Origin of the sequence: Arthrobacter sp. NPDC092385, from assembly GCF_044755105.1 — a bacterium.
In the GTDB taxonomy this organism is placed as follows: domain Bacteria; phylum Actinomycetota; class Actinomycetes; order Actinomycetales; family Micrococcaceae; genus Arthrobacter_D.
On the sequence record NZ_JBIVQL010000002.1, the window covers coordinates 257,384 to 274,034 of the forward strand.

Sequence of the window (16,651 nt, forward strand, 5' to 3'; positions counted from 1 at the left end):
GATGGGTGAAGATCGGGAAGCGTCAGCTTCCCGATCTGGTGGAGATGCGCTGGAGCCATTCGAGGAAGAGCTTCAGTTCGGAGCTGGAGAGCTGGTCGGGGTGCGAGGACTGCAGTGCCGCGTTCAGTGCGATCGCCGCCACGACCACCGAGGGTGTCCCCTCCGTGTCCGTGGTCGGATCACCCTCGAGATCCGTGGCCACGGCGGAGATCACCGCTTCCCGGGTCATGGCGGAGAGTTCGAGGTTCCGCTTCGCGGCAGGTTCCGAGATCAGCATGAGCGTGACGCCGATGTTGGCGGCGAGCATGCTGCGCGCGGCTTCGTGCGGGGACACCACGAGGCGGGCTGCCGCTGCCGCCCGCGCCAGGACCTCCTCGAGGAAGGCCTCCGCGCTGGCCACCATGGATGGCCGGCGCTCGGGCCGGATGTTGCCGAACATCACCAGGTACAGGTGCGGATGGTCGAGGCCGAACTGCACGTGGTTGTCCCAGTGGTTCCGGAGGTCCTCGATCGGTTGACCCGATGCCGGGAGACTCCTCTCCGCGTCGAGGTACTCGGTGAACCCCTCCGCAACGACGGCGTCGAAGAGGCCCTCCTTGTCGCCGAAGTGGTGATACAGGGTTGGTGCGGTGACCCGGGCGGCCTCCGTGATCTGCCGGGTCGATACGGGCTCGCCGTTGGACTCCGCGAGCAGTGCCGCGGCGGCCCTCAGCAGCCTGATCTTAGGCGCTGGTTCGCCTACTTTTTTCATGCCTGCTACCGTAGCACCTATAGCAACGTTATATGAACTGGGTCACAAAAAGGTTTTGCCCCGGGCGGCACAATGGTGTTAGACCGAGACCACCAGCAAGGAAACGAGGACATTCGATGGAGAATTTCGCAGGGGTCGGAGTCAGCCCCGGCCGTGTGATCGGCCCGGTCCGCCACATGCCGAAATCGGTCGGCGAGCCTCCCGCAGGCGAACGCCACGACTCTCCCGATGCCCCCGAGAACGCCGTCGCCGCACTCAAGGCCGCCTCGAAGGCCGTGCAGGAGGAACTCAAGCGCAGGGCCGGGATCGCCAAGGGCGACGCCAAGGCCGTCCTGCAGGCCACCTCGCTCATGGCGGCGGACCCCATGCTGCTCAAGTCGGCGACGAAGCTCATCAACAACGGCACCTCCCCCGCGCGTGCGGTGTGGGAAGCAGGAGCATCCGTCGCCGAGATGCTCCACAACCTCGGCGGATACATGGCGGAGCGTACCGCGGACGTCCTCGATGTCCGGGCCAGGATCGTGGCCGAACTGCGCGGACTACCCGCGCCCGGCATCCCGTCCTCCGACACGCCCTTCATCCTGGTGGCCGAGGACCTCGCTCCCGCGGACACGGCCACGCTGGATCCGGCGATGGTCCTCGCCCTGGTCACCTCCGGAGGCGGTCCCCAGTCCCACACCGCGATCATCGCCCGTTCCCTCGGCCTTCCCGCCGTCGTCGCCGCCTCGGGAGTGGATGGCATCGACGACGGCGCAGTCGTCTACGTCGACGGCGCTGCCGGAACCGTGGCCCTGGACCCCGGCGCGGAGGAGGAAGCGGCTGCGGAGGCCTATGCGGCAGCCGCTGCGGCGCTCACCGTGTTCGACGGCGTCGGCGTCACCGCCGACGGGCACGAGGTGCCCCTCCTGGCGAACGTCGGCGGAGCGAAGGACGCCGTCAAGGCCGCGGAGGCGAAAGCCCAGGGCGTGGGCCTGCTCCGCACGGAATTCTGCTTCCTCGGGCGTGACACGGAACCGACCGCTGCGGAACAGATCGAGGCGTACAAGGGCGTCTTCGATGCCTTCCCCGGAAAGAAGGTGGTGGTGCGCACGCTCGACGCCGGCGCCGACAAGCCGTTGCCGTTCCTCACCGACACCAGCGAGCCCAACCCGGCCCTCGGCGTCCGCGGCTACCGCACCGACCTCACCTCACCGGGGGTCCTCGAGCGTCAGCTCAAGGCCATCGCGGACGCCGCCTCCCAGGCGACGGCCGATGTGTGGGTCATGGCTCCCATGATCTCCACGGCCGAGGAAGCCTCTGATTTCGCCAAGCTGTGCAGCAACGCCGGCCTGCAGACGCCGGGCGTGATGGTGGAGGTGCCGTCGGCAGCGCTCATGGCCGAGGCGATCCTCGGCGAGGTCGCCTTCGCGAGCCTCGGCACCAACGACCTGACGCAGTACACCATGGCGGCGGATCGCCAGCTCGGCTCCCTCGCGGCCCTCAACAACTCCTGGCAGCCGGCCGTCCTCCGCATGGTGAAGCTGACGGTCGAGGGCTCCGCAGCCGAAGGGCACGCGAAGCCCGTGGGCGTGTGCGGTGAGGCGGCAGCGGATCCCGCCCTCGCCGTCGTCCTGGTCGGGCTCGGCGTCTCGACGCTCTCGATGACCCCGCGTGCCCTCGCGGGCGTCGGGGCCGTCCTCAACAGCGTGACCCTCGCGGAAGCGCAGCGGATCGCCGGGATCGCCGTCGCTGCTCCGACGGCAGCCGAGGCAAAGGCCTGTGCGCGGGCCGAGCTGCCCGTCCTGGAAGCGCTCGGGCTCTAGGACGTCCGGCCTTCGAGGAGCATCACCGGGCTGCTACCGCGCCACGCGGTAACGGAGGTACACGACCCTCGAAGCGAAGGTCCGGGATTCGACGTACTCGAGCCGGACCTGCCGTCCTCCTCGGGGGAAGAAGGGGATGCCGCCACCGACGAGTACCGGATAGACCCGGATCCGGTACTCGTCGATCAGGTCGAGGGAGGCGGCGTCGGCGGCGAGGGTCGCCCCGCCGATCGCGATGTCACCCTCCCCCGGCTCCGCCCTGAGTCGCTCGATCTCCTCGCCCAGGCCGCCCGACGCCAGCCGCGTCTTCCCCTGCACCGCCGACAGCGTCCTGGAGAACACCACTTTCGGGAGCCTCTTCCAGAGGTCCGCGAACTCGAGCTCGTTGTCGTCGAGCGGCGGTTCCTGGTCGGCGGTCTCCCAATACAGCATCGTCTCGTAGAGCTTCCGCCCGAGCAGGTGGACATCGACCCCGCGCACCTCGTCGAGGGCCAGCCGGAAGACCTCGTCGTCGGGAACCGACCAGCCGAACCCGCCGTCCGGCCCGACGATGTAGCCGTCGAGGGACATGCTCATCGAATACACCACGCTGCGTGCCACAGGGGCCTCCCCGATCGAAGTTTCGACGGCGCTCACCGCAGAGCGGTCGCTGCCCGCAGACTACCCGCCGAGCACTCCGAGAACCAGATCCCACAATCCCCTCCTGCTACCCGCCGGCGGCGAGTTGCACGGTTCCCGCACTGCCCGTGGCGAGCAGCGCCGATCGCCCCCGGATAGCAGCACCGGGATGGAGGCGCCGGAACAGCAGGACGGGTCCGCGGGGCGTTTCCAGGACGGTGACGTCGGGACCGGCGGCGGCATCCCCACGATCGCCGGTACCGACGAGGAGGGTCTCCACGCCGACCTCACCGTCCGGGTCGTCGAACCGGAAGGACCCGGTGCGCTCGAGGGCGCCGTCCAGCCCGTGGGCCCACGGCTGTCGCGGCAGCCACGCAGCGAGCAGTTCCAGCTTGGAGGGTCGGAGGGGCACGTCGTAGATGAGGGCCATGTCGCCAGCCTAGGCGGAACAGGTCCTCACACCGCGTCCGCCGCCGCCGCGAACGCGTCGTCCTGCACGGGCCCGTCCGCGGTGAGCAAGGACCACGTCCAGTGGAGGACCCCGCCGACGCCGAGGTGCAGCTTGCGGTGGAAAAAGGGTGCGGCGCACAGCATCGGCGTGCCGGTGCTCCGGACGAACCAGGGGGAACTCCCGCCCGGGTTGTCCGCCGCCGGCACCATGAGTACCGAGGCATCCGGTGACCTCAGTCCCAGCCAGGACCGCGTGCTGCCCATCGCGTCGGCCTCGCTCAGTCGCGTGCCCGCTCCACCCGGCGGAGCAGGCACATCGGACGGAGCAGGACCGGTGGATGCCGCGACGATGCAGGCCCCGGCGAAGGATGGTGCGAGGCGGAGGAAGAACCCGCCGTAGCCTGCGTCGGGGCGCCCCGACGTCGTCGGGCTTCCGAAGGCCAGCGGTCCGCCGCTGGTGTTGGCCCACCTGCTCCGCACGGTCGTGGCGAGCCATTCCACGCCGCCTGCCCGGACGGACTCCGCGTGCCAGCTCCGCGTCTCGGCGAGGAAGACGGTGCCGTCGGCGGTCCGCCAGTCGAGTTGCTGGACCCGTCCGTCGTCCCGGCCTTCCTCGACGCGCACCTCCTGCGAACCGTTGTTCGGCAGCTTCACATAGCCCGCCCCGTCACGGTAGGTGGGGCCGCCCCACAGGTTCGCGGGATGCGCCTGGCCGACGACGTCGATGGTGGAGACCGCAATGCCGAGCCCCCAGTGCCAGGGGTGGTCCTCGGGCCGGTAGTCGCTGACCGACCGTCCGCCCGGCGTCGACACCGGATGCAGGAAGGGCCGCGGTGAATGCCCGGAGGGTTCACCGCCGCCGTCGTGCAGGACGCCCGCCACCCGGTCGTCGACGGTCGTCAGGGCCGCCGGCACGCTCACGCCGCGGACCCGCCGGACCGGGAACGGTGCCGTGCGTCGATGATCGGCGCGGTGAGCGGCCCGCGCAGTGCGGGGTCCTCGAGGTCCGCCCTGGGGATCCAGCGGCCTTCCCGCGCCGAGGCGTACATCCCCGTCACGATCTCCAGGGCCCGGGCCGGATGCCCCACCAGGTCCGGCATGCCGCGACCCGCGAGGAGCGAGGCGTAGACCTCGGTGAAGAGTGCGTCATGGCCGCTCGGGATCTCCTGGTCCGGCAGCGCCCAGGACCCCGCCGTCCGAGCATCGACGTGGGGTGCCGGCGTGATCCTCCAGTGCGCATGACCATGCCCGTACAGGTGCTCCAGCTCGATGGTGGCGTTCTCCGTGTCGATGCGCAGGAGGCTCGACTGCCGCGGGGCGAGGACGGTCGACACCACCGACGCGACGGCGCCCGAGGCGAAGACGAGGGATGCGTGGGAGAGATCCTCCGTCTCGACGTCGTGCTCCAGCCGCCACATGGTGGCGTGGACCGAGGACCACTCACCGAGCAGGTAGGCCAGCAGGTCGATCTGGTGGCTTCCGTGGCTGAGCGTGGTGCCGCCACCCTCACTCGCCCAGGTGCCGCGCCAGGGGACGGTGAAGTACTCGGCCGTCCGGAACCAGTTCGTCTGGCACAGTGCCGAGAGGGGCCGTCCCAGTGCTCCCGAATCGAGCAGCGCCCTGACGTGCGCAGCCGCAGAGCCGGACCGCTGCTGGAACACGACGGCGAGGCCGCGGCTCGCTGCGCGGCCGGCGTCGACCATGGTGTCGAGCTCGACGAGGCTGAGGGCTGCGGGCTTCTCGACGACGACGTGCGCCCCCGCGGCGAAGGCGGCCGCCGTCTGCTCGGCGTGGCCACCCGGCGGTGTGCAGATGTGCAGGACGTCGAGGGGCTCCGCCGCGAGCATCGCCGTGAGCGAGGAGTAGCGGGACGGGACACGGTAGGTCTCCGCGAAGGCGCCGAGGTGCTGCTCCGAGGGATCAGCGGCCGCCACGAGCTCGACGTCCGGAAGGCCCAGTAACGCGGCGGCGTGGAGGTGCGCGACGCCGCCCGTCCCCAGGATGGCCGCCCGCAGCGGCACGCGCGGTTCCGCAGGAGGCTGGGCAGCCGGACTGGACAGGGGCACGGTTCCTCCAACGCTGGACAGGAATGCGGTCCCGGAAACAGTACCAGAGAAAGCGTTTACCCAAGCGCGATGGCGGACTGAAAGCCGCTTCGCGCCGTGCAAGAATGGCCCTTTCCGTGGAATTCGCAGGGCGTGGCCGAGCAGCCGCCGCCCACACCCCAGGAGTGGAAGCAATGTCGGCACCGGCAAGCAAGAATCCCGCGACGCTGCACGACGTGGCAAGGGAAGCGGGCGTCTCGCTCGCAACGGCGTCGAGGTCCCTGAACGGCAGCGCGCGCAAGGTCAACGAGGCGTATCGGCAGCGCGTCGTCGAAGCGGCCCAGCGCCTGGGCTACACCACGAACCTCTTCGCTCAGGCGGTCGCCAAAGGTAGCACCACCACGGTGGCGCTCCTCGTCGCGGACATCGCGGATCCCTACTTCTCCAGCATCGCCGCCGGCGTGATCGACGCAGCGAGCGAGGAGGGCCTCGTGGTGACCATCGCCGTGACCGGCCGCAACGCCCAGCGGGAACTGGACACCGTGCGCGCGCTGCGCGGCCAGCGGCCCCGCGTGATGATCCTCGCCGGCTCGCGGACCACGGGCTCCGCGTTCGAGGAACAGTTGCGCGGAGAACTGTCGGCGTTCGAGGACACGGGCGGCAAGGTGGCGTTCATCAGCCAGGACGCGTCACCCTTCGCGACGGTCCTCCTCGACAACCGCGGAGGCGCCCGCGACCTCGCGGTGGCCCTGGCCGGGCTCGGCTACAGGAATGTCGCGGTCATCGCCGGGCCACCCGAGATCATGACCGCGGAGGAGCGGCTCGACGGCTTCACTGAGGGGCTCGCCGAACACGGGATCCCCCTGCCACCCGAACGCATCATCCACACGGACTTCACGCGCGACGGCGGCTACCGCGGGACCCAGGATCTCCTCGCGTCGAAGGCTCCCGTGGACCTGGTGTTCGCCGTGAACGACGTCATGGCCGTGGGCGTCGTCTCGGCCCTGCGCGACGCCGGGATCGTGCCGGGCGAGGGAATCGGCGTGGCAGGCTTCGACGACATCCCCACCGTCCGCGACATCACGCCCGCGCTGACCACGGTGCGGATCCCCCTCGAGGACGTGGGACGGCGGGCCCTCCAGTTGGCGACCGGGACCGCCTACGACGGAGCGCAGAAGGACGCCGGTGACGGGCCTGCGCCGATTCCCACCGAGACGATCATCCGGGGAAGCACGCCGCAGCGGTAGCCGGATGTCAGAAGGGCAGGACCGGATTCGGGTCGGTCTCCTGGGCAGCGAGCTTCACGACGTCGTCCAGGGGCAGTTCGGCGACCTCCGCGACCACCTTGATGTCCTCGCCATGGCTGATCGCCTCGGCAACGGCTTCCTTGAGGACGAGCTCCGCGCGGTCGAGTTCGAACTCGACGTCCTCCTTGTCCGCGGCGGCGACCCGGATCTTCTGCAAATCGTCATTCGTCATGGTGCTGTGGATACCTCACGCATCGTGGATCAACGGCGGGACGCTGGCCGGTCCACCCCGCGGACGGGTCCGTGGCGGCGACGGTGACATCGTCGACATCATCCTAACCAGACGGGCCCCGGCATGGGGTGGAATGCGCTCACCGGCAGGTCGCATGTACGCGTGAGGCAAGCCCCCGCAACAGCTGTGTGCACTTCACCGCCCGATTCGCCTGCACCCGGCTAGGATGAAGGAAGCGGATCGCCGGAAACGCGCGATCGTGGTCTAGCAGAAGGCCCGCGGCGCCAGGATCAAGCCTGGCATGACGTTCGAGGCTACCGATGGACCCTTATCCCCCCTCCGCCGAGCTGGGTGCGACGCTCGGTCGTATTCGAGGACTCGTCCTCACCCAGGAGACCGCGCAGCACGCCGTGGACCTCCTCGCCCGCGTTTCCCAGGAGACGATACCCAACGCCTCCGGGGCCGGCGTCTCGCTCATCCGACACTCCGAACGGGTCAGCGTCGGCTCGACGGACGACCTCGTCCGGACCGCCGACGACCTCCAGTACAGCCTGGGCGAAGGGCCGTGCCTGACGGCGTGGTCCTCGCGGACACCCGTGGCCATCGAGGACACGGCCGCCGACCAGCGGTTCCCGCAGTGGAGCGCTGCGGCGGCGGAAGCGGGAATCCGCTCCTGCTACAGCGTCCCGCTCCTCCGGGGCCGCGATTCGATCGGCGCCATGAAGGTCTACTCGAGCGTGCCGGCGGCGTTCGACGATCCCGACCGCACCCGGCTCACGAGCCTCTCGGTCGCCGCCTCGGCGCTGCTCGGCCATGTGCAGACATCGGAGACGTCGACCCGGATCAGCAGCGAACTGCGGGAGTCGCTGCGCTCGCGCGACGTCGTCGGCATCGCCAAGGGCATCCTCATGCAGCGTGAAGGGTTCAGCGAGGCCGAGGCCCTCGCGGCACTCACCGCGCGGGCACGCAGCACGGGCATCCCCTTCCGGCACCTCACCGCGAACATCGTGAACGGTCACGGTGCGCCCGGCAGAAGGCAGGCATGATGAGCGCCTTCCCGCATGCGGACGAACAGCGGGCCCTGATCAACGCCGCCATCTCGGAGTCGGGTTTCTCGGTGGGAGAGGTGTGGCTGCACTACTTCTCCCTGAGCGGGGAAGTCGATGAGTACGAGGTCGAGGCCTATCTCGCGGGCCTCATGCCGATGCCCGCCCTCGAGTGCGACCTGCTCGCCCTCGCCGTGAACGAACTGATCGACGACCTCCCGCCGCGGAGGCGCGCCCCCTTCAGCGACGACCTGGCTCGTGCCCATGCCGGACCCGAAGGTGCCGCGGCGCACTGAGGCTCCGACCGGCGGCGTCCTGCAGCGCGGAACGCGTGCGCTGCCGGCTGGCCGCGAGGACGTCGGAGACGCGGCATACCCTCGTGCCATGGCAGAACGACCGGGGTGGCACGGCATCCCACCCAGTGCTGACAGGTTCATTCCTCCACTCCAGCTGGACGCACCCACGGGCCGCGTCACGGAGCCGCTGGCGTCGCCCGCGCTGTGGGTGGACCTCGAATACCCGGACGGCTCCAGGCGCACCATGAAGGGTTTCGCCATGGCCTGGACGGGCACGGCGGTCCTGGCGCAGTGGATCGAATACTCCCGTGCCCGTGAGGCGTGGGTGGACGCGGCGCGCTGCCGGCGGCGGGACCTGAAGCCACGCCCGACGCACGCGGCCTGACCGCAGCCCCTTCCGCGCCACGTCGAGCACCACCCCTTCGGCGTGACGAGGGGTGCCGCCGGCGGCACCCCTCGTAGAGTGGTGGCATGGACCAGCCGACGCCGTACGCCGCTCCCCGGGCAGGCACGCGTGGCTAGGGCGGCCGGCTGGCACGGGCTTCCGCCGACCACGCACGAGTTCCTTGCGCCGATCCAGCTCGAGGCCCCGACCGAGGGCGTCACGGAGTCGGTCTCCCCCGCCCCGGCCCTCTGGGTGGACCTCGCGTACCCGGACGGGTCCCGCCAGACGGTCCGCGGATTCGCCATGGCCTGGACCTCCTCCGCTGTCCTCGCGCAATGGGTGGAATTCTCCATCGCGCGCGAAGCATGGGTCCTCCCGGAGCAGTGCACGCGCCGCGACATCCCGGGGCGATCCGACTCCGGGACGTAACCCGATCCTGCCCTTATTGCCCCTCCCTCCTTCTTCCCCTACACTCGCGGTAAGCGTTTTCCAATGGAGCGATGTCGCCGGAACCAAGGAGTATCAATGTCAACGAGGACAATCGGAATCATCATGAACGGCGTCTCGGGGCGCATGGGGTACCGGCAGCATCTGGTCCGCTCCATCCTCGCGATCCGGGACCAGGGCGGAGTGCTCCTCTCCGATGGAACCCGCGTCCAGGTCGAGCCGATCCTCGTGGGCCGGAACGAGGCGAAACTCGCCGAACTCGCTGCCAGGCACGGCATCGAGCACTACTCGACGGACCTCGACAGCGTCCTTGCGGACCCGACCTGGGAGATCTACTCGGACTTCCTCGTGACCAAGGCGCGCTCGGCGGCCATCCGCAAGGCCATCGCGGCCGGCAAGGCCATCTACACCGAGAAGCCCACCGCGGAGACGGCGGCCGATGCCCTCGAACTCGCGAACCTCGCCGAGGCGGCCGGCATCAAGAACGGCGTGGTGCACGACAAGCTCTACCTCCCCGGCATGCAGAAGCTCAAGCGCCTGATCGACTCCGGCTTCTTCGGCCGCATCCTCTCGGTGCGCGGCGAGTTCGGCTACTGGGTCTTCGAGGGCGGCTGGCAGGATGCGCAGCGCCCAAGCTGGAACTACCGGGCCGAGGACGGCGGGGGGATCGTCGTCGACATGTTCCCGCACTGGAGCTACGTGCTGGAGAACCTCTTCGGCAGGGTCGAATCCGTCTACGCGCGCGCCGTCACGCACATCGACGAGCGCGTCGACGAGCAGGGCCTCCCCTACCGTGCCACCGCCGATGACGCCGCCTACGCCGTCTTCGAACTGGAGGGCGGCATCGTGGCGCAGCTCAACTCGAGCTGGACCGTCCGCGTGGACCGCGACGAACTCGTGCAGTTCCAGGTGGACGGCACCCATGGGTCCGCCGTCGTCGGCCTCTTCGGCTGCAAGATCCAGCCCCGCAACGCGACGCCGAAGCCCGTGTGGAACCCGGACCTCGAGGACACGCACGACTACGACGCCGACTGGATCGACGTCCCCACCAACGAGGTGTTCGAGAACGGCTTCAAGACCCAGTGGGAGGACTTCCTCCGCCACGTCCTGGAAGACGCCCCGCACCCGTACGACTTCCTGGCCGGCGCCCGCGGCATGTACCTCGCGGAGCAGGGGCTCGAGAGTTCGCGCGCCGGCCGCCGCCTGGACCTGCAGGACGTGCGCACCGCGGTGCAGCCCCTGGAGGAAGCGGTCACCCCGGCATGATCACGCTCGTCGATGCGGCGGGGTCGCCATCCGCCGTGGAACTGAACCCTGCGCCGTCGTTCTCGAAGCCCAGTGCTCCGCTGGCCAGCAGGACCGTCTACGCCGCGGCGCACGTCGTCCCCCGGACCACGGCGGACAACGTTCCCGGGGCGCCGGCGGACCTCGACTGGGACGCGACCCTCGCCTTCCGCCACCACCTGTGGTCGTGGGGACTCGGTGTCGCGGACGCCATGGACACCGCCCAGCGCAACATGGGCCTCGATGCCGCTGCCACGCGCGAGCTGATCTCGCGCAGCGCGGCGGAGGCCCGCTCCGTGGACGGTGCGCTGGTGGTCGGCGTGAACACCGACCACGTCGACGACGCCGTCATACCGCTCGAGGCGGTTATCGACGCCTACAAGGAGCAACTCCACTTCACCGAGGACGCCGGCGCCTCCGTGGTACTCATGGCCAGCCGCCACCTCGCGCGTGCGGCGCGCACGCCGGAGGACTACGAGCGGGTGTATTCGGAGGTCCTGGCGGCCGCCGGCGCACCGGTGATCCTGCACTGGCTCGGGAGTGCCTTCGATCCCGAACTGGGGACGTACTTCGGCTCGCCGGACACGGACGCGGCGTCCTCGACCCTGCTGAAGATCATCGCCAACGCGCCCGACAAGGTGGCCGGCGTCAAGATGAGCCTGCTGGACGCGGACTCGGAGCGGGCGGTCCGGGCCCAGCTCAATGCTCCCGCCCGCATGTTCACCGGTGACGACTTCAACTACGTGTCCCTGATGGGCGGAGACTCCTCGGGTTACTCCGACGCACTCCTCGGCGCCTTCGCTGCGCTCGGCCCGCACGCCTCGGCCGCGGTGCAGGCACTCGACGCCGATGACCAGGAGGCCTACACGCGGATCCTCGGCCCCACCGAGGCCCTCTCGCGCCAGATCTTCTCCGCGCCCACGTTCTACTACAAGACGGGCGTCGCCTTCCTCAGCTGGCTGAACGGGCACCAGCAGGGCTTCGGGATGGTCGGTGGGCTGCATGCCGCACGCAGCCTGCCGCACCTCTCGGAGATCGTCCGCCTCGCCAACGAGTGCGGGGGCCTCGAGCAGCCCGAACTCGCCCGCGAGCGCTGGCACTCGCTGCTGCGGGTCAGCGGAGTCCCGGCATGACGGCGCCGCACCCCCGCCTCTCCATCAACCAGGCCACCGTGAAGTACGCGCCGCTCGCCGAGGCACTCCGGGTCACGGCGGACGCCGGGATCACCAGCATCGGCCTGTGGCGGGACTCGGTGCAGGCCGCGTCCCTGCCCGCGGCCGCCCGGCTCCTGGCCGACTCGGGCCTGCGCTTTTCGAGCCTCTGCCGTGGAGGATTCTTCACCGTGCCCGAGGGCCACGCACGGCGCGCGGCCATGGACGACAACCGGAAGGCCATCGAGGAGGCCGCGCAGCTCGCGGCATCGGGCGCTCCCGGCTCGGCCCCGGTCCTCGTCATGGTGGCCGGGGGCCTCCCGCAGGGGTCGAAGGACGTCGCGGGCGCCCGTGACATGGTGCAGGATGCGCTCGCCGAACTCGTGCCCGAGGCGCAGGCCGCCGGCGTGACGCTGGCCCTCGAACCGCTGCACCCGATGTACGCCTCGGACCGCGCCGTCATCTCGACGCTGAAGCAGGCACTCGACCTCGCCGCCCCGTTCTCCCCCGCGACCGTCGGCGTGGTGGTCGACACCTTCCATGTGTGGTGGGATCCGGAGCTGTCCGCGCAGATCGCCCGAGCGGGCGCGGAGGGCCGGATCGCGAGCTACCAGGTGTGCGACTGGGCCACCCCGCTGGCCGCCGACGTCCTGCTCTCCCGCCACTATCCCGGCGACGGCGTCATCGATTTCGCGCGCATCACGGCGGAGGTCGAGGCCGCCGGGTACGCGGGCGACGTGGAGGTGGAGATCTTCAACCAGGAGATCTGGGACACGGCACCGGCCACGGCCGTCGCGCGCACCGTCGAGGGTTTCGAAGCCACCGTCGCCGCGCATCTCGGCCACGGCGCGGAGGTCCGCCGGTAGCATCGGCGTATGGAATCTACCGAGGTCGTCCGGCGCTACTGGTCGTCGGTGTGGAGCAGGGACTGGAAGGGCGTGGGCGAGGTGCTCGCGGAGGACGTGGAGGTGTTCTGGCCCGTCACGCGCGAGATCATCCGCGGCAGGTCGAACGTCGTCGCGGTCAACTCCGAGCACCCGAACGGCTGGAGCATCGACGTCCTGAACGTCTACGACGCCGGGGAGGTCGTGGTGTCGGAGGTGCAGGTGCCGCAGGAGGACGTGGGGATCTTCCGTGTCGTGTCGATCTGGACCGTGGCCGACGGCGTCATCACCTCGGGGCGTGAGTACTGGACACTGTACGGCGGCGAGGAAGGCCTCGACTGGCGGCGCAAATACGCCGTCGTCGGGGACCTGCCCTCCTGAGGACACGGCGCGCATCGCCTGGCCGGCACTGGCGGCAATCCCGAACACACCATAAGCTAAGCATGCTGATGATGTGATTCAGTGACCGTATCCACAAGCCCAGGGAGGCATGATGAGCACGAAGGTCGAAGAAACCGTAGTAGTGAATCTTCCAGTGACGACCGTGTACAACCAGTGGACGCAGTTCGAGGAATTCCCGCACTTCATGGGCGGGATCAAGCAGATCACCCAGTTGAGTGACGACCGCCTCGAGTGGGTTGCAGAAATCGGCGGCATCCGCCGCCAGTGGGAGGCCAGGGTCCTCGAGCAGGTACCCGACCGCAAGGTGTCCTGGGCCGCCACCGAAGGAGCCACCAACGCCGGCACGGTCTCCTTCGAGGACCTCGGCGGGACCACCCGCGTCAATCTCGTCCTCGAATACGAGCCCGAGGGCCTCGTCGAGAAGATCGGCGACAAGCTGAACGTCGTCGAGAACCAGGCGAAGGCCGACCTCCAGAAGTTCAAGGAATTCATCGAGTCCGAGAGCTACGCGACCGGCGCCTGGCGCGGCACGGTAGCCGGACAGCCCGGGACCCCCACCGTCGAGGACGCCGAGCAGTCGCGCGGCGACAGCGGCAAGGCCGGCGTGTCCGGCAAGGTGGCCGCGGGAGTGGGCGTCGCTGCGGCAGCCGCCGTGGCAGGCGTGGCCGCAGCGGCCGCGAACAAGGGCAGCAAGGAGGAGGACACCGAGGTGGAGACGGCCACCGTCGTAGACTCCGCCCCGGTGGTTCCCGCGACCACACCCGTAGTACCCGAGACCACACCCGTGGTGGACGAGGTGGACGTCGTCGACGTCGATCCCCTGCCCGCGGTGGACGGCGTACCGGGTACCGGCATCCCGGCCGACAGCCAGGGCCTGCAGGACGGCACCCTGACCGACGGCACGACGGACCGCCGGGGCACGCTCTAGTACCTGGGTCGCCCGACACGGTGGGCCGGATTCCTTCGGGGTCCGGCCCACCGCCATGTGGGCCCCTCCTCGCGCCGACCCGCGCGCGCCGGCATCATTCCTCGTGGACCGGTTCCCCCGTAACCCGGTGGTCCGCGTGGTTCATGGCTTCGCGGACCAGCCTGGTGAGGTGTCCGTCGATGATGCTGTAGACGACGTTGCGTGATTCCTTCCGGGTGGACACGAGCCCCGAGAGCCTCAGTTTGGCCAGGTGCTGGCTCACCGCGGTGCGCGGTGCGCCCGTTGCATCGACGAGCGTGCCGACGTCGGCGGGGCCGTGCGTGAGCAGCCACAGGATGTGGAGCCGCGTCGGATCGGCGAGCATCCGGAAGGTAGCGGCACCGGCCTCGAGCCGGGCGTGGTCAGGTGCTACCGCGTGGACGAGGCTCGGGCCCTCGGTGCCGCCGGTGTGCGGATGGCCGTTCCCGCGTCCGTCGTCGGGCCCCTGCCCCTCAGAGCCGCGCCCTGCTGTGTCGCTGGTACTGATGCCGCACTCCCCCGTCGAAACCCGCCTGCGTGTCCTCCTACGCTACTGGCCCGGACGCGCTGCGGCACGAGGTGCAGCAGCTGATGCCGTGGAGTGCGGCCACAGGGCCAGCGCGGCGAGCGTTCCGCCGGCAGCGATCACGGCAAGGCAGAGGGCTGCTGCGGGCTGGCCTGCCTGGGCCCCCACCCAGCCTGCGATGGGGTAAGTCAGCATGAAGCATGCGTGGGAGAGGGAGAACTGCGCCGTGAAGAGGTAGCTCCGGGTGGCGTCCGTGGCAAGGCGTCGCAGCAGCCTCGAGGACGGCGTGCTGATCATCGACGTGCCGATCCCGAGGACCACCCACAGTGCGAGCAGCGCCCACCACGGGGATCCGAAACGTGCTATCAGGGCGGCACAGAGCAGGCCGACCGGGAGGATCCCGCCTCCGACGAGCATGAAGGTCCGGTCCCGCATCCTCTCGAGCGCAGCAGGCGCGATGAACGCCACGAGCATCGATCCGGCCCCGTAGGCCGCCAGCGCGAAGGCGACATCCTCGTTGGTCCCGTCGAAGAGATCCCGCGCGAAGACCACGGTGTTGACCAGGACGAGGGCGGTGGCCGAGGCGACCACGAGATTCAGCGCCATGAGTCCCCGAAGGCTCTGCTCCCGCAGGAAGATCCGAGAACCGAGCGTCGTGCGGTGCAGCAGCGAACCTTGGCCCGCATTCGCGGGGAGGGCAGGGAGCCGGGTGACCACCACCATGAGCGCGGACACGAGGAAGCCGACCATGGTCCCCAGGAACAGGTTGGAGTACGACAGCACGGACAGCAGGACCGCCGCGAGCAGCGGGCTGACGAGGGATTCGACGTCGTAGGCGAGCCGTGAGAGGGACAGGGCCTTCGTGTAGTCCTTCTCCGCGGGCAGGACGACCGGTATGAGCGCCTGGAAAGCCGGCGTGAAGGTCGCCGATGCGGACTGCAGGAGAAAGACCAGCACGTAGACCTGCCACACCTGGTCGATGAACGGCAGGGAGAGCGCGATCGAGGCCCGCACCAGATCCGCACCCACGAGCACCGCTTTGCGCGGCAGTCGTTCGATCAGCGCAGCCATGACGGGCGCGACGAAGACGTACGCGATCATCTTGATGGTGAGGGCCGTGCCCAGGACCGCTCCGGCCCTGTCGCCGGCCAGATCGAACGCCAGGAGGCCGAGCGCCACGGTCAGGAGCCCCGTGCCGAGGAGCGCCACGATCTGGGCGGTGAAGAGATTACGGTAGGCAGGACACCGTAGGACAGACAGCATGAGCATGAGCCGTTTCGCCGGGGACAGGTCCCTCCACTATAGGTGCAGACATGCGCACATGTTGCCCCAACGTGCCGCGGCATCGCGCGACCCTTGCTCGCGCAGGGCGGCTTCCGTCACGGCGTCGAGGATCACGGCGTCGAGGATCACGGCCGCATCGTGGCCGGTGATCCGGGCGTGCGCCCTGCCGCCTACACTCCGAGCAGGGCCCGATACTGCGGATTTCCGGCGAGGAAGGCCTGGATCCGGGCGCAGTAGGGCAGCGAGGCCAGACGCCGTTTGTGGGCGTTGAGCAGGACGTTCCGGATGAGTAACTGCTCGATCCCCGCCCCCTCGAAGGCTTCGGCCACGACCGTGCGGTGCAGGCGGAGCTTCCCCGCCCGCATCGAGTAGGTCACGTAGCCGGCCAGCATCCCGTTCTGGAACAGCTCGAAGCGCCCGTTGAGGGGGTTGTCACGGAAGGCATCCCGGCGCCGGCTCGGCGTCGAACCCTCGAGCTCCTGCTGCCGGCGCCGCTCCAGCTCGTCGAGGACGCGGTCGCAGTCCTCACGGGCGCCGAATCGCGGGAACTCCGTGTCCAGCTGCTTGTACAGATGGTTGACCCAGCGCCGGAGCTGCCGCGTGGTCGCGTCGTCGAGCAGCCGGGGGATGGCCATGGGGTCGGCCTCCGGCGGCACGGCGCCGAGCTGACCGGTGGTCGCCATACCCGGCCAGGAATCGTAGGCGGCGTCGTCGCTGCGCGTGGCGTGTGCGGAAATGCCGTCGTCATCGACGGAGGGGAAGACAGGGGGGAAGACAGACAAGGCGGCGGGGGCGGTGATCGTCATGGCGTGACCTTCAGGTCAGGAGGAGTGGGCCGTTGTCTCGACCCGTTTC

Annotated in this window: 20 protein-coding genes; 11 read left to right on the forward strand and 9 right to left on the reverse strand. The window is 69.7% G+C overall.

Annotation, left to right across the window (positions count from 1 at the left end; all coding sequences use genetic code 11):
• Positions 1 to 22: 22 nt before the first annotated feature.
• Positions 23 to 751: a TetR/AcrR family transcriptional regulator gene (locus ACIQCY_RS04295; protein WP_400482656.1), complete on the reverse strand. Its 729-nt coding sequence runs from the start codon at positions 749 to 751 to the stop codon at positions 23 to 25.
• Between the two features lie 116 nt (positions 752 to 867).
• Here ACIQCY_RS04295 and ptsP point away from each other — a divergent pair, with 116 nt between their 5' ends.
• Positions 868 to 2,553 (forward strand): phosphoenolpyruvate--protein phosphotransferase, encoded by a 1,686-nt coding sequence (gene ptsP / locus ACIQCY_RS04300; RefSeq protein WP_400482657.1) that lies wholly within the window; start codon positions 868 to 870, stop codon positions 2,551 to 2,553.
• Between the two features lie 33 nt (positions 2,554 to 2,586).
• On the opposite strand, the gene ACIQCY_RS04305 is transcribed toward ptsP, so the two are convergent.
• From ACIQCY_RS04305 to ACIQCY_RS04320, 4 genes are all read right to left on the reverse strand, one after another.
• The gene (locus tag ACIQCY_RS04305) at positions 2,587 to 3,153 is read right to left on the reverse strand and encodes a dihydrofolate reductase family protein (RefSeq protein ID WP_400482658.1); all 567 of its coding nucleotides are present in this window, start codon (positions 3,151 to 3,153) and stop codon (positions 2,587 to 2,589) included.
• 106 nt (positions 3,154 to 3,259) lie between these two features.
• Positions 3,260 to 3,601: a hypothetical protein gene (locus tag ACIQCY_RS04310; protein WP_400482659.1), complete on the reverse strand. Its 342-nt coding sequence runs from the start codon at positions 3,599 to 3,601 to the stop codon at positions 3,260 to 3,262.
• 26 nt (positions 3,602 to 3,627) lie between these two features.
• Positions 3,628 to 4,542, reverse strand: a complete 915-nt coding sequence (locus tag ACIQCY_RS04315) for a DUF6807 family protein (protein WP_400482660.1) — start codon at positions 4,540 to 4,542, stop codon at positions 3,628 to 3,630.
• Positions 4,539 to 5,687 carry a Gfo/Idh/MocA family protein gene (locus ACIQCY_RS04320; protein ID WP_400482661.1) on the reverse strand — a complete coding sequence of 383 codons (1,149 nt, stop codon included), beginning with the start codon at positions 5,685 to 5,687 and terminating at the stop codon, positions 4,539 to 4,541. Before ACIQCY_RS04320 ends, ACIQCY_RS04315 begins: the two co-directional genes overlap by 4 nt.
• A 173-nt stretch (positions 5,688 to 5,860) precedes the next feature.
• Here ACIQCY_RS04320 and ACIQCY_RS04325 point away from each other — a divergent pair, with 173 nt between their 5' ends.
• Complete coding sequence (locus tag ACIQCY_RS04325) at positions 5,861 to 6,913, forward strand: LacI family DNA-binding transcriptional regulator (RefSeq protein ID WP_400482662.1); 1,053 nt, start codon at positions 5,861 to 5,863, stop codon at positions 6,911 to 6,913.
• Between the two features lie 7 nt (positions 6,914 to 6,920).
• Here the strand turns inward: ACIQCY_RS04325 and ACIQCY_RS04330 are convergent, their stop codons facing one another.
• Positions 6,921 to 7,145, reverse strand: a complete 225-nt coding sequence (locus ACIQCY_RS04330) for a hypothetical protein (RefSeq protein WP_400482663.1) — start codon at positions 7,143 to 7,145, stop codon at positions 6,921 to 6,923.
• Positions 7,146 to 7,465: 320 nt separating this feature from the next.
• Between ACIQCY_RS04330 and ACIQCY_RS04335 the strand changes: the two genes are divergently transcribed.
• The 9 genes from ACIQCY_RS04335 (at position 7,466) to ACIQCY_RS04375 (ending at position 13,968) form a co-directional block, all read left to right on the forward strand.
• Positions 7,466 to 8,191: a GAF domain-containing protein gene (locus tag ACIQCY_RS04335; RefSeq protein WP_400482664.1), complete on the forward strand. Its 726-nt coding sequence runs from the start codon at positions 7,466 to 7,468 to the stop codon at positions 8,189 to 8,191.
• The gene (locus tag ACIQCY_RS04340; protein WP_400482665.1) at positions 8,188 to 8,487 is read left to right on the forward strand and encodes a hypothetical protein; all 300 of its coding nucleotides are present in this window, start codon (positions 8,188 to 8,190) and stop codon (positions 8,485 to 8,487) included. The genes ACIQCY_RS04335 and ACIQCY_RS04340 overlap by 4 nt, the downstream gene beginning before the upstream one ends.
• An 88-nt stretch (positions 8,488 to 8,575) precedes the next feature.
• The gene (locus ACIQCY_RS04345; RefSeq protein WP_400482666.1) at positions 8,576 to 8,872 is read left to right on the forward strand and encodes a hypothetical protein; all 297 of its coding nucleotides are present in this window, start codon (positions 8,576 to 8,578) and stop codon (positions 8,870 to 8,872) included.
• Positions 8,873 to 9,001: 129 nt separating this feature from the next.
• Entirely contained in the window at positions 9,002 to 9,301 is a 300-nt protein-coding gene (locus ACIQCY_RS04350; protein ID WP_400482667.1) for a hypothetical protein, read from the forward strand.
• Positions 9,302 to 9,397: 96 nt separating this feature from the next.
• Positions 9,398 to 10,585 carry a Gfo/Idh/MocA family protein gene (locus tag ACIQCY_RS04355; RefSeq protein WP_400482668.1) on the forward strand — a complete coding sequence of 396 codons (1,188 nt, stop codon included), beginning with the start codon at positions 9,398 to 9,400 and terminating at the stop codon, positions 10,583 to 10,585.
• The gene (locus tag ACIQCY_RS04360; RefSeq protein ID WP_400482669.1) at positions 10,582 to 11,736 is read left to right on the forward strand and encodes a dihydrodipicolinate synthase family protein; all 1,155 of its coding nucleotides are present in this window, start codon (positions 10,582 to 10,584) and stop codon (positions 11,734 to 11,736) included. The genes ACIQCY_RS04355 and ACIQCY_RS04360 overlap by 4 nt, the downstream gene beginning before the upstream one ends.
• The gene (locus ACIQCY_RS04365; protein ID WP_400482670.1) at positions 11,733 to 12,620 is read left to right on the forward strand and encodes a sugar phosphate isomerase/epimerase family protein; all 888 of its coding nucleotides are present in this window, start codon (positions 11,733 to 11,735) and stop codon (positions 12,618 to 12,620) included. Before ACIQCY_RS04360 ends, ACIQCY_RS04365 begins: the two co-directional genes overlap by 4 nt.
• Positions 12,621 to 12,629: 9 nt before the next feature.
• Positions 12,630 to 13,019 (forward strand): nuclear transport factor 2 family protein, encoded by a 390-nt coding sequence (locus ACIQCY_RS04370; RefSeq protein ID WP_400482671.1) that lies wholly within the window; start codon positions 12,630 to 12,632, stop codon positions 13,017 to 13,019.
• Positions 13,020 to 13,161: 142 nt separating this feature from the next.
• A complete protein-coding gene (locus tag ACIQCY_RS04375; protein WP_400482672.1) occupies positions 13,162 to 13,968 on the forward strand; it encodes an SRPBCC family protein in 807 nt (268 codons plus the stop codon).
• 94 nt (positions 13,969 to 14,062) lie between these two features.
• On the opposite strand, the gene ACIQCY_RS04380 is transcribed toward ACIQCY_RS04375, so the two are convergent.
• The 3 genes from ACIQCY_RS04380 to ACIQCY_RS04390 all read right to left on the reverse strand — a co-directional run bounded on the left by ACIQCY_RS04380 (position 14,063) and on the right by ACIQCY_RS04390 (position 16,602).
• Complete coding sequence (locus tag ACIQCY_RS04380; RefSeq protein WP_400482791.1) at positions 14,063 to 14,494, reverse strand: ArsR/SmtB family transcription factor; 432 nt, start codon at positions 14,492 to 14,494, stop codon at positions 14,063 to 14,065.
• A 42-nt stretch (positions 14,495 to 14,536) separates the two neighbouring features.
• Positions 14,537 to 15,775 (reverse strand): MFS transporter, encoded by a 1,239-nt coding sequence (locus ACIQCY_RS04385; RefSeq protein WP_400482673.1) that lies wholly within the window; start codon positions 15,773 to 15,775, stop codon positions 14,537 to 14,539.
• Positions 15,776 to 15,966: 191 nt separating this feature from the next.
• Positions 15,967 to 16,602 carry a GNAT family N-acetyltransferase gene (locus ACIQCY_RS04390; protein ID WP_400482674.1) on the reverse strand — a complete coding sequence of 212 codons (636 nt, stop codon included), beginning with the start codon at positions 16,600 to 16,602 and terminating at the stop codon, positions 15,967 to 15,969.
• Positions 16,603 to 16,651: the final 49 nt, after the last annotated feature.

What these genes read in the sequence shown, in the direction of transcription:
- ACIQCY_RS04325 (WP_400482662.1), top strand. Translation starts at nt 5,861, where the DNA reads ATGTCGGCACCGGCAAGCAAGAATCCCGCGACGCTGCACGACGTGGCA.
- ACIQCY_RS04335 (WP_400482664.1), top strand. Translation starts at nt 7,466, where the DNA reads ATGGACCCTTATCCCCCCTCCGCCGAGCTGGGTGCGACGCTCGGTCGT.
- ACIQCY_RS04340 (WP_400482665.1), top strand. Translation starts at nt 8,188, where the DNA reads ATGATGAGCGCCTTCCCGCATGCGGACGAACAGCGGGCCCTGATCAAC.
- ACIQCY_RS04390 (WP_400482674.1), bottom strand. Translation starts at nt 16,602, where the DNA reads ATGACGATCACCGCCCCCGCCGCCTTGTCTGTCTTCCCCCCTGTCTTC.
- ACIQCY_RS04330 (WP_400482663.1), bottom strand. Translation starts at nt 7,145, where the DNA reads ATGACGAATGACGATTTGCAGAAGATCCGGGTCGCCGCCGCGGACAAG.
- ACIQCY_RS04365 (WP_400482670.1), top strand. Translation starts at nt 11,733, where the DNA reads ATGACGGCGCCGCACCCCCGCCTCTCCATCAACCAGGCCACCGTGAAG.
- ACIQCY_RS04370 (WP_400482671.1), top strand. Translation starts at nt 12,630, where the DNA reads ATGGAATCTACCGAGGTCGTCCGGCGCTACTGGTCGTCGGTGTGGAGC.
- ACIQCY_RS04345 (WP_400482666.1), top strand. Translation starts at nt 8,576, where the DNA reads ATGGCAGAACGACCGGGGTGGCACGGCATCCCACCCAGTGCTGACAGG.
- ptsP (WP_400482657.1), top strand. Translation starts at nt 868, where the DNA reads ATGGAGAATTTCGCAGGGGTCGGAGTCAGCCCCGGCCGTGTGATCGGC.
- ACIQCY_RS04355 (WP_400482668.1), top strand. Translation starts at nt 9,398, where the DNA reads ATGTCAACGAGGACAATCGGAATCATCATGAACGGCGTCTCGGGGCGC.
- ACIQCY_RS04310 (WP_400482659.1), bottom strand. Translation starts at nt 3,601, where the DNA reads ATGGCCCTCATCTACGACGTGCCCCTCCGACCCTCCAAGCTGGAACTG.
- ACIQCY_RS04360 (WP_400482669.1), top strand. Translation starts at nt 10,582, where the DNA reads ATGATCACGCTCGTCGATGCGGCGGGGTCGCCATCCGCCGTGGAACTG.
- ACIQCY_RS04385 (WP_400482673.1), bottom strand. Translation starts at nt 15,775, where the DNA reads ATGCTGTCTGTCCTACGGTGTCCTGCCTACCGTAATCTCTTCACCGCC.
- ACIQCY_RS04295 (WP_400482656.1), bottom strand. Translation starts at nt 751, where the DNA reads ATGAAAAAAGTAGGCGAACCAGCGCCTAAGATCAGGCTGCTGAGGGCC.